Genomic DNA, 13,539 nt, shown 5'->3' on the forward strand with positions numbered 1-13,539 from the left:
CTCATGGCGCCGGGGCATTGCCGGCAGAGTTGCCCGCATCAGCCGCCTTGCTGTAGAGGAACTGGCCGATCAGGTTCTCGAGCACCACGGCCGACTGGGTCTGGGTGATCACGTCGCCCTGGGCCAGGTTCTTCTCGTCGCCGCCCGGCTCGATACCGACATACTGCTCGCCGAGCAGGCCGCTGGTCAAGACCTTGAGCGAGCTGTCCTTCGGGAAAGCATAGCGCGACTCGAGCGCCAGCACCACATTGGCCTGGTAGCTCTTGTCATCGAAGCGGATCGCCTCGATGCGGCCGACCACGACGCCAGCGCTCTTGACCGCCGCCTTCGGCTTCAGGCCGCCGGCGTTGTCGAACCTGGCCGTCACCTGGTAGGTCTTCTCGAAGCTCAGGTTGAGCAGATTGGCCGACTGCAGGGCCAGGAACAGGATGGCGGCCGCACCGATCAGCACGAACAGGCCTACCCAGACATCGACTTTGGAGCGTTGCAATTGGCTCTCCCTTGAATCAGACAGCAAACATCATGGCGGTCAGGATGAAATCCAGACCCAGGACAGTGAGCGAGGCCATCACCACCGTGCGGGTGGTCGCGCGCGACACCCCCTCGGGAGTCGGGCTGGCCTCGAAACCCTGTTGCAGCGCGATGAAGGTCACCGCGATGCCGAACACCAGGCTCTTGATCAGGCTGTTGCCGACATCGGCCCAGACATCGACCCCGCCCTGGATCTGGCTCCAGAACGAACCGCCGTCGACGCCGATCATCAGCACGCCGACGACCCAGCCGCCAATGATGCCCATGGCGCTGAATACCGCGCCGAGCAGCGGCATCGTGATCACGCCAGCCCAGAAGCGCGGCGCCAACACGCGATCGATCGGATCGACCGCCATCATCTCCATCACGCTGATCTGTTCGCCGGCCTTCATGAGGCCGATCTCGGCCGTCAGCGAGGTGCCGGCGCGGCCCGCGAACAGCAGCGCGGTCACCACGGGACCGAGCTCGCGGATCAGGCTCAGCGTGACCATCAGGCCCAGCGCGTCGGTGGAGCCGAACTTCTCGAGGATGTTGTAGCCCTGCAGCGCAAAGACGAAGCCGACGAACAGGCCCGAGACGCCGATGATCGCGAGCGAATAGTTGCCGAGGAAATGGATCTGGTCGCGGATCAGGCCGAAGCGGCGCCAACTGCCCCAAGTGCCGAGCAGCAGGCGAAAGAACAGGCGTGCGCCATGGCCGAGCGCGGCCAGCCACAGGCGCACGGAAAAGCCGATCTCGGCGGGCGACAGGCGCTTCATGCGGTTCTCCCGGCGGCCAGGCCGAAATCTTCCTCGACCGAGGGGCCGGGGTAATGGAAGCGCACCGGCCCTTCGGGCGATGCGGTCACGTATTGCTGGATCAAGGGGTTGTCGCTGTCGCGGATCTGCTGCGGCGTGCCCTGCTGCGCCACCTTGCCGTTGGCCAGCACGATCACATGATCGCAGACCGCGAAGGTGGCGTCGAGCTCATGCGAGACCATCAGGCTGGTCAGGCCCAGCGTGTCGTTGAGCTGGCGGATCAGGCGCGCGGCGGTGCCGAGCGAGATCGGGTCCAGGCCCGAGAAGGGCTCGTCATACATGACCAGCTCGGGGTCGAGTGCGATCGCGCGCGCCAGCGCGACGCGCCGCGCCATGCCGCCCGACAGTTCGCTCGGCATCAGGTGGCGTGCACCGCGCAGGCCGACCGCCTGCAGCTTCATCAGCACGATGTCGCGGATCATCGATTCGGGCAGGCCGCTGTGCTCGCGCAGCGGAAAAGCCACGTTGTCGTAGACGTCCTGGTCGGTGAACAGGGCACCGAACTGGTAGAGCATGCCCATGCGGCGGCGCATCGCATAGAGGCCGTCGCGGTCAAGCGCTCCGACATCCTGGCCGTCGAACAGCACCTGGCCTTTTTGCGCCTTGTTCTGGCCGCCGATCAGGCGCAGCAAGGTGGTCTTGCCGCCGCCCGAGGCCCCGATCAGCACCGTGACCTTGCCGCGCGGCACATGCAGGCTGATGTCCTCGAGCACGATGCGGCCATCCCCATACCCGAAGGTGAGATCGCGGATTTCAACCAGCTGCGGTGTGGGCATGGAATGGGCTCGGAAATGACGAAGGCCGGATCAACCGGCCTTCATATGATAAGGGATACAGGAAAACCCTAAGTTGGATTAGGGCATACCCCTACGCGTATCAACGCGGCAGCTGAGTCGAGCCCATCAGGAACTCGTCGACCGCGCGCGCGGCCTGACGGCCTTCGCGGATCGCCCACACCACCAGCGACTGGCCGCGGCGGATATCGCCGGCAGCGAAGACCTTGGGCACGCTGGTCGCGTAGCCGCCGACCAGCGACTCGCTGGCCTTGGCGTTACCGCGCGCGTCCTTCTCGACGCCGAAGCCGTCGAGGATGGTCGCAACCGGATGGACGAAGCCCATCGCCAGCAGCACCAGATCAGCCTGGTATTCCTTCTCGGTGCCCGGGATCTCGACCAGCTTGCCGTCCTTCATCTCGACATGGACGGTCTTGAGGCCGGTGACCTTGCCGTTCTTGCCGATGAATTCCTTGGTCGAGATCGCGAACTCGCGCACGCAGCCTTCCTGGTGGCTGGAGCTGGTGCGCAGCTTGAGCGGCCAGTAGGGCCAGACCAGCGGCTTGTTCTCCTGCTCGGGCGGCTGCGGCATCACTTCGAACTGCGTGACGCTGACAGCGCCATGGCGGTTGGAGGTACCGACGCAGTCGGAGCCGGTGTCGCCACCGCCGATCACGATCACATGCTTGCCATCGGCGCGCAGCTGACCCTTGAGCTTGCCGTCGGCGTTGACCTTGTTCTGCTGCGGCAGGAACTCCATCGCGAAATGGATGCCGTCGAGCTCGCGGCCCGGCACCGGCAAGTCGCGCGACTGCTCGGAGCCACCGGTCAGCAGCACGGCATCGAAGTCCTGCTTGAGCTGCTCAGGCGCAATGGTTTCCTTGGCCCAGTTGGTGACCTTGGAATCCTTGGGCAGCTGACCGATCAGCACGCCGGTGCGGATCTTGACGCCTTCGGCCTCGAGCTGCTTGACGCGGCGGTCGATGTGCGACTTCTCGAACTTGAAGTCCGGGATGCCGTAGCGCAGCAGGCCGCCGACGCGGTCGTTCTTCTCGAACAGGGTCACGTCATGACCGGCGCGCGCCAGCTGCTGGGCCGCGGCCAGGCCGGCCGGGCCGGCGCCGACGACGGCGACCTTCTTGCCAGTCTGGACCTTGGCCGGCTGGGGCTTGACCCAGCCGTTTTCCCAGGCCTTGTCGATGATCGCGTGCTCGATCGACTTGATGCCGACCGGGTCGCCGTTGACGTTGATCACGCAGGCAGCTTCGCAGGGCGCCGGGCAGATGCGACCGGTGAACTCGGGGAAGTTGTTGGTGCTGTGCAGCACCGTGCTCGCGTTCTGCCAATCCTGGTGATAGACCAGGTCGTTGAAGTCCGGAATGATGTTGTTGACCGGGCAGCCGTTGTTGCAGAACGGCGTGCCGCAGTCCATGCAGCGCGCACCCTGGATCTTGGCCTGCTCATCGCTCAGGCCGATCACGAATTCCTTGTAGTGCTTGACGCGCTCGGCGACGGGCTTGTAGCCCTCCTCGATGCGCTCATATTCCATGAAGCCGGTGACTTTTCCCATTTTCTTTCCTTTGCGGGGCAGGACTCGCGCCCTGCCCCCTGAATCGATTTTGACGGATTACTTGGCGGCGACGGCTTCCGGGGTCGCTGCCTTGGCCTGCTTGCGAGCGTGAATCTCGCCCAGCGCGCGCTTGTACTCGGTCGGGAAGACCTTGACGAACTTGGCGCGGACTTCGCTCCAGTTGTCCAGCAGGTCGCGCGCACGCTTGCTGCCCGTCCAGCGCAGCTGGTCTTCCAGCAGCTTCTTGAGCTGTTCCTCGTCGGTCTGGCCACGGTGCCAGGTCGCGACGTCGCCGATCGCCTGCTGCTCGGTCGCCGGCAGCACCTTGTCCAGGCTGACCTGGGCGGTGTTGCAGCGCGAGGCGAACTGGCCGTCCTCGTCGTAGACATAGGCGATGCCGCCGCTCATGCCGGCCGCGAAGTTGCGGCCGGTCTTGCCGAGCACGGCCACGGTGCCGCCGGTCATGTATTCGCAGCCGTGGTCGCCCACGCCTTCGACCACTGCAGTGGCGCCCGACAGGCGGACCGCGAAGCGCTCGCCGCCGACGCCGCTGAAGAAGGCCTCACCGGTGGTCGCACCGTACATCACGGTGTTGCCGACGATGATGTTCTGCTGCGCCACGCCGCGGAAGTCCAGGCTCGGACGCACCACGATGCGGCCGCCCGACAGACCCTTGCCGGTGTAGTCGTTGGCTTCGCCGATCAGGTACAGGGTCACGCCCTTGCACAGGAAGGCGCCGAAGGACTGACCGCCCGTGCCCTCGAGCTGGATGCGGATCGTGTCATCCGGCAGGCCTTCCGGGTGCACCTTGGTCACCGCGCCCGACAGCATCGCGCCGACGGAACGGTTGACGTTGCGCGCCACTTCCATGAACTGGACCTTCTCGCCGTTCTCGATCGCCGGCTTGGACTTGGCGATCAGCACGTTGTCGAGCGCCTTCTCCAGGCAGTGGTCCTGCTCGGCCACATGCAGACGCGGCACATCGGCCGGCACCTGCGGCTGGGCGAACAGGCGGCTGAAGTCCAGGCCCTGGGCCTTCCAGTGCTCCAGGCCCTTGCGGGTGTCGAGCAGGTCGGAGCGGCCGATCAGCTCGTCGAACTTGCGGATGCCCAGCTGGGCCATGATCTGACGCACTTCCTCGGCGATGAAGAAGAAATAGTTCACGACATGCTCGGGCTTGCCGCTGAACTTCTTGCGCAGCTCGGGGTCCTGGGTGGCGACGCCGACCGGGCAGGTGTTCAGGTGGCACTTGCGCATCATGATGCAGCCTTCGACCACCAGCGGAGCGGTCGCGAAGCCGAACTCGTCAGCGCCCAGCAGCGCGCCGATCACGACGTCGCGGCCGGTCTTCATCTGGCCGTCGGCCTGGACGCGGATGCGGCCACGCAGGCGGTTCAGCACCAGGGTCTGCTGGGTCTCGGCCAGGCCGATCTCCCACGGACCGCCGCAATGCTTGATCGACGACAGCGGCGAAGCGCCAGTGCCGCCGTCATGACCCGCGATCACGACATGGTCAGCCTTGCACTTGGCCACGCCGGCGGCGATGGTGCCGACGCCGACTTCGGACACCAGCTTGACGCTGATGCTGGCGCTGGTGCCGACGTTCTTCAGGTCGTGGATCAGCTGAGCCAGATCCTCGATCGAGTAGATGTCGTGGTGCGGCGGCGGCGAGATCAGGCCAACACCCGGCACCGAGTGACGCAGGAAGCCGATGTACTCGGACACCTTGCCGCCCGGCAGCTGACCGCCCTCGCCCGGCTTGGCGCCCTGGGCCATCTTGATCTGGATCTGGTCGGCAGAGGCCAGGTACTCGGCGGTCACGCCGAAGCGGCCCGACGCGACCTGCTTGATGCGCGAACGCAGGCTGTCACCAGCCAGTAGCGGAATGTCGGCCTCGACCTGCTCGGCACCGATGACCGAAGCCAGGGTCTCGCCCTGCTTGATCGGGATGCCCTTGAGCTCGTTGCGGTAGCGCGCCGGGTCCTCGCCGCCTTCGCCGGTGTTGGACTTGCCGCCGATGCGGTTCATCGCGACGGCCAGGGTGGCGTGCGCCTCGGTCGAGATCGAGCCGAGCGACATCGCACCGGTGGCGAAGCGCTTGACGATTTCCTTGGCCGACTCGACTTCCTCGACCGGAATCGCCTTGGCCGGATCAACCTTGAACTCGAACAGACCGCGCAGCGTCAGGTGGCGCTTGCTCTGGTCGTTGATGATCTGGGCGTATTCCTTGTAGGTGTTCCAGTTGTTGGCACGGGTCGAATGCTGCAGCTTGGCGATCGCGTCCGGGGTCCACATGTGGTCCTCGCCGCGGGCACGCCAGGCGTATTCGCCGCCAGCGTCGAGCATGTTGGCCAGCAGCGGATCGTCGCTGAAGGCGGCCTTGTGGGTGCGGATCGCTTCCTCGGCGATGTCGAACACGCCGATGCCCTCGACGCGGGTCGGGGTGCCGGTGAAGTACTTGGCCACGATTTCGCTGTTGAGGCCGATGGCCTCGAACAGCTGCGCGCCGCAGTAGGACATATAGGTGCTCACGCCCATCTTGGACATGATCTTGGACAGGCCCTTGCCGATCGCCTTGACGTAGTTGTAGATCGCCTTCTCGGCCGACAGCTCGCCCGGCAGATCCTTGTGGATCGCGCTCAGGGTTTCCATCGCCAGGTAGGGGTGAACGGCTTCGGCGCCATAGCCCGCCAGCACGGCGAAGTGATGGATCTCACGCGCGGAACCAGTCTCGACCACCAGGCCGGCGGTGGTGCGCAGGCCCTCGCGCACCAGGTGCTGGTGGATCGCCGACAGGGCCAGCAGCGCGGGGATCGCGAACTGGGTCGCGCTGACATTGCGGTCGCTGACGATCAGGATGTTGTTGCCACCCTTGATCGCGTCGACGGCCTCGGCGCACAGGGAAGCCAGCTTGGCCTCGACGCCTTCCTTGCCCCAGCTGACGGGGTAGGTGATGTCGAGCGTGGCGCTCTTGAACTTGCCCTGGGTCTTGGCTTCGATGTTGCGCAGCTTGGCCATGTCCTTGAAGTCAAGGATGGGCTGGCTGACCTCAAGCCGCATCGGCGGGTTGACCTGGTTGATGTCGAGCAGATTGGGCTTGGGGCCGATGAAGGACACCAGCGACATCACGATCGCCTCGCGGATCGGGTCGATCGGCGGGTTGGTCACCTGGGCGAACAACTGCTTGAAGTAGTTGGCCAGATGCTTGTTCTTCGACGAGAGCACGGCCAGCGGGCTGTCGTTGCCCATCGAGCCGATGCCTTCCTCGCCGTTCTGGGCCATCGGCGCCATCAGGAACTTGATGTCTTCCTGGGTCATGCCGAAGGCCTGCTGGCGGTCCAGCAGCGACGGCGAGACGCTCTCGAGCGCGGCGACCGAGGACTCCTCGACCATGGTCTGAGCGTCGATCTCGCCAGCGACCGGCTGCACCACGTCGTCGAGACGGATGCGCAGGTTCTCGATCCACTGCTTGTAGGGCTTGGAGTTGGCGAGGTTGGCTTTCAGCTCCTCGTCGTCGATCATGCGACCCTGCTCGAGGTCGATCAGGAACATCTTGCCCGGCTGCAGGCGCCATTTGCGCACGATCTTGCTGTCGGGCACCGGCAGCACGCCGGCTTCGGAACCCATGATGACGAAATCGTCATCGGTCACGCAGTAGCGGGCCGGACGCAGACCGTTGCGGTCCAGCGTGGCGCCGATCTGGCGGCCATCGGTGAACACGACCGAAGCCGGGCCGTCCCACGGCTCGAGCATGGCGGCGTGGTATTCGTAGAAGGCGCGACGGCGCGGGTCCATCGTGCTGTGCTGCTCCCACGGCTCGGGGATCATCATCATGACGGCCTGGCTGATCGGGTAGCCGGCCATCGTCAGCAGCTCGAGGCAGTTGTCGAAGGTCGCGGTGTCGGACTGGCCGGCGAAGCTGATCGGGTACAGCTTGCTCAGGTCCTCGCCCAGAACCGGCGACGACATCACGCCTTCGCGCGCCTTCATCCAGTTGTAGTTGCCCTTGACCGTGTTGATCTCGCCGTTGTGGGCGACATAGCGGTAGGGGTGGGCCAGCGGCCACTCGGGGAAGGTGTTGGTCGAGAAACGCTGGTGCACCAGGCCCAGCGCCGAAATGCAGCGCGGGTCCTGCAGGTCGAGGTAGTAGGTACCGACCTGGTCAGCCAGCAGCAGGCCCTTGTACACCACGGTACGGCTCGACATCGAGGGGATGTAGTACTCGTTGCTGTGCTTGAGCTTGAGCGCCTGGATATTGGCACTGGCGGTCTTGCGGATCACGTAGAGCTTGCGCTCGAGCGCGTCCTGCACGATCACATCGGCGCCGCGGCCGATGAAGACCTGGCGCATGACCGGCTCCTTCTCGCGCACGGCGGGAGACATCGGCATCTCGAGGTTGACCGGCACATCGCGCCAGCCCAGCAGGACCTGGCCCTCGGCCTTGATCGCGCGCTCCATTTCCTGCTCGCAAGCCAGGCGGGAAGCGTGTTCCTTGGGCAGGAAGACGAAGCCGACGCCGTACTCGCCAGCCGGCGGCAGGGCTACGCCCTGCTTGGCCATCTCTTCGCGATACAGCTGGTCCGGGATCTGGATCAGCAGACCGGCGCCATCGCCCATCAGCGGATCGGCACCGACGGCGCCCCGGTGATCCAGGTTCTCGAGGATCTTGAGGGCCTGGCCGACGATGGCATGGCTCTTCTGGCCCTTGATATGGGCCACGAAGCCGACGCCGCAGGCGTCATGTTCTTGGGCAGAGCTGTACAGACCTTGCTGCTGCAGCTGAGCGATTTCGGTAGGACGGGTCACGCCAAACTCCTCAATTAAGCATTAACCCTAAGAGGATAGACGATTCCCCCAGCACAAGCAAGCAGAAAAATTGGGGTCAGAGACCAATTTATTCAAGCCACAAACAGAGGGAAAATAAATTGGGGACAGAGTAAAGACGGCCAGCAGCCCAGCCCGCCGGATCAGCCGCTCTCGCCTGGTGCTGCGGCCGGGGCACGCGGACGACCGGCACGCCCCTTCTCAAGGCGACGGGCGGTCTGCTCGCGCAGCCGGGCCAGGAAACCCGCCCCACCGAGCGGCCAGCCCTGCAGCGCCGACTCGGACAGCTCACGCTGGCGGGCGGTACTGAGGCCCTGACGCACCAATTCGGCATAGGCCGCCTCGCGCGCGAAGGGGGTGTTGCCCAAGGACCACACCAGCGGATGCGGCGTCAGCCATTTGTCGTGGCGCAAGCCGATGTAATGGGCATGGCTGGACCAGGGGTACAGCTCGGCAGCAGGAACCATGCCAGCCCGGACCGGATTGAGGTCGATGTAGACCATGCAGGCCAGCAGATAGCGCTCGCTGTCGATCACGGTCGAACGGTAGCGCCCCTCCCAGAGCGTGCCGCTGCGGCCGTGGCGCAGGTTGAAGCGCCGCACATAGCTGCGCCCGAGCGACTGCATCAGGCGCGACAAGCCCCCCTCCTGCTGCGGCGTCAACAGCAGGTGCAGGTGGTTGTCCATCAGCACATAGGCATGGACCTGTACCCGCTCGCGCTGCGCCAGCTCGGCCAGCTGGGCCAGGAAGAACTCGCGGTCCTCGCGATCGACGAAGACCGGCTGCCGGTTGTTGCCGCGCAGGATCACATGATGGGGAACGCCGGTGACAGACAGTCGGGGCAAGCGGGCCATGCCAATTCCTTCAGTACAGGCGGCGCTGCAGCAGGAACGCCAGCCCGAGCCCGATGGCACAGCAAAAAGCCGTGAACCACCAGGCCGGCGACCAATCGCCCCCCTGGCGCGCGACCAGCCAGGCCACCACCGGCGGACCGGCAAACTGGCCCAGCGAGGACAGCTGCTGCACCCAGCCGACCGTGGTCGACACCGTGTGCCCGCTCGGCGCCAGCCGCACCGCCAGGCTGAACAAGGTGCCCGGTATCAGGCCGCCGACCGATGAAAAGACCAGCACCGCGATGAACTGCCCGACCGGCCCGACCAGACCACTGAACGCGATCCAGCAGGCCAGGCCCATGGCGCCATAACCGATGGCCAGCAGATGACCCGGTGGCCAGTGACGCGCCAGCAGCCGGCCGGCGGCCAGATTGCCGATTGCATTGGCCCCCGCGGCAGCGGCACTCAGGACACCCGCGACGCCGAGCGACCAGCCGGCCTGGGTCTGGATCGTGGGCAGGAAGCCAACCACCGCCAGCCACTGCCCCGAATAGACGCAGAAAGCCAGCGCCACCAGCCAGGGACCCGACGAAGACAAGGTCTGCCGCAGGCGCCCGCCCCAGCCAGGACCCGGCAATGCGGTCGAGCGCGCGGGATCGGGCGGCACCTTCAGCCAGACCACGACCGCCCAGCACAGGGTCAGCCCGGACAGCAACAGCCAGGCCCAGCGCCAGCCCAGCGCCGCATAGAGCCCGGGGCCCAGCAGCATCGCCGTGGCCGCCCCGGTCGGCATGTAGGCGCCCCAGGCACCCAGCAGCCGGCTCAGCGCCTGCGGCCCCTGCACCAGGCGCCGGATCAGGCCCGGCGCCGGCAAGACGGCCAGCAACAAGCCGATTCCCTCCAGCATGCGCGCGGCCAACAGCAGCGAGACCCGGGATGCCATGGCACCCAGCGCACAACCCAGAGCCAGCAGGCCAAGGCCCAGCAGCATGGTGCGGCGCAGCCCCATCCGGTCGGCCAGCAAGCCGGCCAATGCCCCCAGCAGCATGCCGGCGACCTGCATCACCGACAGCAGGAAGCCCGCCTGGACCAGGGTCAGGCCCAGCTCGGCGCGCAGGATCGGGATGCCTGGCGGCAGCTTGCCCACATGCAGGGCTGCCACCACGCCAGCGACGATCACCAGCCAGGCCGCACGGCTATCCAACGCGTGCGCGACCCGGTCGGCGTGGAGTGGAGCGGCAGCAGGACTGTCAGGCGAAGGGCGCATGGAATTTCAGGAAAAGGGGCTGGCGCTGGTCAGCCGCTGGTGCTCGCGGATTGCGAAGCGGTCGGTCATGCCGGCGATGTAGTCGGCCGCCTGGCGCCGCAGCCCCATGCCCGCGCGACGCGCCGAATCGGGCATCTGCGCCGGCTCGGCACAGTAGGCCGCATACAGCTCGCTGACCACCTGGCAACCGCGGCCGGTGGTTTCGAGCACCTGCGGATGGCGATAGAGGTTGCGAAACAGGAAGCGCTTGAGCAGCGCGGACTGCTCGCGCATGGCGGGTGAGAACTGCACCAGCACCGGGGCCGCCCTGACTGCCGCGAGCGAATCCACTCCCGCCGCCTGCACCGCGGCCCGAGTCGCATCGATCACGTCGTAGATCTGCACGCTCAGCATGCGCCGGATCGCCTCGTACAGCAGGCGCCGGCCCTGCAGCGCGGGAAACTCGGCCAGCACCTCGCGCCGGTGGCAATCGAACAGCGGCACCGCCTCAAGCTGCTCCAGGCTCAGCAGGCCCGAGCGCACCCCGTCGTCGATATCGTGCGCGTTATAGGCGATCTCGTCTGCCAGGTTGGCCAGCTGCGCCTCGAGCGAGGGCGAGCGCCCGCTCAGGAAACGCTGGCCGACCCCAGCCGGCTCGCGCGACTCCAGCCATTCGGCATTGGCACGCGAACAATGCTTGAGGATGCCCTCGCGCGTCTCGAAACAGAGATTGAGCCCGTCGAAGGACGGATAGCGCTGTTCGAGCGCATCGACCACGCGCAGGCTCTGCATATTGTGTTCGAAGCCGCCGCGCGGCTCGTCCGGCCCCGGGGCAGCGGCCTGCGCCTCGTCACCTTGCAGGCAGGCGTTGAGCGCATCCTGGCCGGCGTGACCGAAGGGGGTATGTCCCAGGTCATGTGCGAGCGCGATCGCCTCGACCAGATCCTCGTGCAGACCCAGGCTGCGCGCGATGCTGCGCGCCAGCTGCGCCACCTCGAGCGAATGGGTCAAGCGGGTACGGAACAGGTCGCCCTCGTGGTTCAGGAAGACCTGGGTCTTGTAGACCAGGCGCCGGAACGCACTCGAATGGACGATGCGGTCGCGGTCGCGCTGGAAGTCGTTGCGCGTCGGCGCCGGGCCTTCGGCAAAGCGCCGGCCCTGGGTGCGTGCAGGATCGCACGCATAGGACTGGAGGCCCTGCGCCTCAGGCGCAGCAGGCATCGATGACCTCGGCCACCAGCGCATCGGGCGCGCCGCGCACCACGGCACGGCCAGCATCCTCGACCAGCACGAACTTGATCTCGCCGGCCTCGGCCTTCTTGTCGACCCGCATCAGCTGCAGATAGCGCTGCGCGTTGCTCAAGTCCGCACAGCCCTCGCCATGGCCGACCTTGAGCTGCGGCCCGCGCACCGGCAGGCCAGCAGCCTCGACCAGCCGCACCAGCCGCTCGACCTTGTCCTCGGCCAGCAGGCCCAGGCGCTGCGACAGGCGCGCCGCCATCACCATGCCGCAACCCACGCCCTCGCCGTGCAGCCACTCGCCATAGCCCAGGCCGGCCTCGATCGCATGACCGAAGGTATGGCCGAAGTTCAGGATCGCGCGCAGGCCCGCCTCGCGCTCGTCCTGACCGACGACATCGGCCTTGATCTCGCAGCTGCGCTGCACCGCATGCGCCAGCGCCTTCGGGTCGCGCGCGCGCAGCGCCAGCAGATTGGCCTCGATCCAGTCCAGGAAGGCCAGGTCGTGGATCGGTCCGTACTTGATCACCTCGGCCAGGCCCGCGCTGAGCTCGCGCTCGGGCAGGGTCTGCAGCGTGTCGAGGTCGCAGACCACCCGCACCGGCTGGTAGAAGGCGCCGATCATGTTCTTGCCCAGCGGGTGGTTGATCGCGGTCTTGCCGCCGACCGACGAATCGACCTGGGCCAGCAGCGTGGTCGGCACCTGGACGAAGGGCACGCCGCGCATGTAGCAGGCGGCAGCGAAACCGGTCATGTCGCCCACCACGCCGCCGCCAAGCGCGAACAGCACCGTCTTGCGGTCGCAGCCTTTCGACAGCAAGGCGTCGAAGATCAGGTTCAGCGAATCCCAGGTCTTGTAGGCCTCGCCATCGGGCAGGGTCACGAGATGGATCTGCGGATATTGCTGGCTCAGGGCCTGCTGCAGCCGGGCGGCATAGAGCGGACCGACAGTCTCGTTGGTCACGATCAGCGCGCTGGCGGCCTTGGGCAGGCCGGACCAGGTGGCAGGATCATCGAGCAGCGAGGAACCGATCAGGATCGGGTAGCTGCGCTCGCCCAGGTCGATCTCGACGCGAGCATGGACTTGTCCGCCTGCGGACGGCTGGTGGGTAGCTGGGATCATCCCGCTAGTTTAGCGGGGGGCAGGCACCGGTAGGTTGCCGGCCAGCTCCAGCTGCATCACGATCATGTTGACCAGGGTCGCCACCGAAGGCCTTCCAGTCTCGATCACGTAGTGCGCACACTCGCGGTACTGCGGATCGCGCGCCTCGTGCAGGTCGCGCAGGCGCTGAAGCGGATCGGCCACCAGCAGCAGCGGACGGCCGCGATCGTGCTTGATGCGGCGGTAGATATCCTCGGGCGTCGAGCGCAGGTAGATCACCTGGCCGCGTTCGTGCAGGAAAGCCCGCGTGGCCTCACGCATGCAGGAGCCGCCGCCGGTCGACAGCACCACATCCTGGCCCCGGGTCAGGTCATCGAGCGTGTCCTGCTCGATGTCGCGAAAGCGTGCCTCGCCCTCGCGCTCGAAGAACTCGCGGATCGAGCAGCCCAGGCGCTGCTCGATCACCTGGTCCGAATCGACGAAGGGAATGGCCAAGCGCCGGGCAAGCTGGCGTCCGACAGTGGATTTGCCTGAACCGGGCAGGCCGACGAGGACGATGGTCAAGAGAGCAAGGTCTGATGGGTGGGCAATTGAACGCGGCCGGCCTGCTCAAGCAGCAGAACC

Annotated in this window: 10 protein-coding genes; all 10 read right to left on the minus strand. The window is 66.4% G+C overall.

Annotated elements, in window-relative coordinates; translation table 11 throughout:
* Position 1: 1 nt before the first annotated feature.
* The 10 genes from mlaD to C6P61_RS05900 all read right to left on the minus strand — a co-directional run bounded on the left by mlaD (position 2) and on the right by C6P61_RS05900 (position 13,479).
* The gene (gene mlaD, locus C6P61_RS05855) at positions 2–490 is read right to left on the minus strand and encodes an outer membrane lipid asymmetry maintenance protein MlaD (protein WP_105728998.1); all 489 of its coding nucleotides are present in this window, start codon (positions 488–490) and stop codon (positions 2–4) included.
* Between the two features lie 16 nt (positions 491–506).
* A complete protein-coding gene (gene mlaE / locus C6P61_RS05860; RefSeq protein WP_105728999.1) occupies positions 507–1,289 on the minus strand; it encodes a lipid asymmetry maintenance ABC transporter permease subunit MlaE in 783 nt (260 codons plus the stop codon).
* The gene (locus tag C6P61_RS05865; RefSeq protein WP_105729000.1) at positions 1,286–2,104 is read right to left on the minus strand and encodes an ABC transporter ATP-binding protein; all 819 of its coding nucleotides are present in this window, start codon (positions 2,102–2,104) and stop codon (positions 1,286–1,288) included. Before C6P61_RS05865 ends, mlaE begins: the two co-directional genes overlap by 4 nt.
* A 100-nt stretch (positions 2,105–2,204) precedes the next feature.
* A complete protein-coding gene (locus tag C6P61_RS05870; protein ID WP_105729001.1) occupies positions 2,205–3,671 on the minus strand; it encodes a glutamate synthase subunit beta in 1,467 nt (488 codons plus the stop codon).
* Between the two features lie 57 nt (positions 3,672–3,728).
* A complete protein-coding gene (locus C6P61_RS05875) occupies positions 3,729–8,477 on the minus strand; it encodes a glutamate synthase-related protein (protein ID WP_105729002.1) in 4,749 nt (1,582 codons plus the stop codon).
* Positions 8,478–8,638: 161 nt separating this feature from the next.
* Complete coding sequence (locus tag C6P61_RS05880; protein ID WP_105729003.1) at positions 8,639–9,349, minus strand: REP-associated tyrosine transposase; 711 nt, start codon at positions 9,347–9,349, stop codon at positions 8,639–8,641.
* Between the two features lie 10 nt (positions 9,350–9,359).
* A complete protein-coding gene (locus C6P61_RS05885) occupies positions 9,360–10,595 on the minus strand; it encodes an MFS transporter (protein WP_105729004.1) in 1,236 nt (411 codons plus the stop codon).
* A 6-nt stretch (positions 10,596–10,601) separates the two neighbouring features.
* Positions 10,602–11,795 (minus strand): deoxyguanosinetriphosphate triphosphohydrolase, encoded by a 1,194-nt coding sequence (locus C6P61_RS05890; protein WP_105729005.1) that lies wholly within the window; start codon positions 11,793–11,795, stop codon positions 10,602–10,604.
* The gene (gene aroB, locus C6P61_RS05895) at positions 11,779–12,936 is read right to left on the minus strand and encodes a 3-dehydroquinate synthase (RefSeq protein WP_105729006.1); all 1,158 of its coding nucleotides are present in this window, start codon (positions 12,934–12,936) and stop codon (positions 11,779–11,781) included. Before aroB ends, C6P61_RS05890 begins: the two co-directional genes overlap by 17 nt.
* 9 nt (positions 12,937–12,945) lie before the next feature.
* Positions 12,946–13,479, minus strand: coding sequence for a shikimate kinase (locus C6P61_RS05900; RefSeq protein WP_105729007.1), 534 nt, complete (start codon positions 13,477–13,479; stop codon positions 12,946–12,948).
* Positions 13,480–13,539 lie beyond the last annotated feature (60 nt).

The organism is Malikia spinosa (assembly GCF_002980625.1).
In the GTDB taxonomy this organism is placed as follows: domain Bacteria; phylum Pseudomonadota; class Gammaproteobacteria; order Burkholderiales; family Burkholderiaceae_C; genus Malikia; species Malikia spinosa.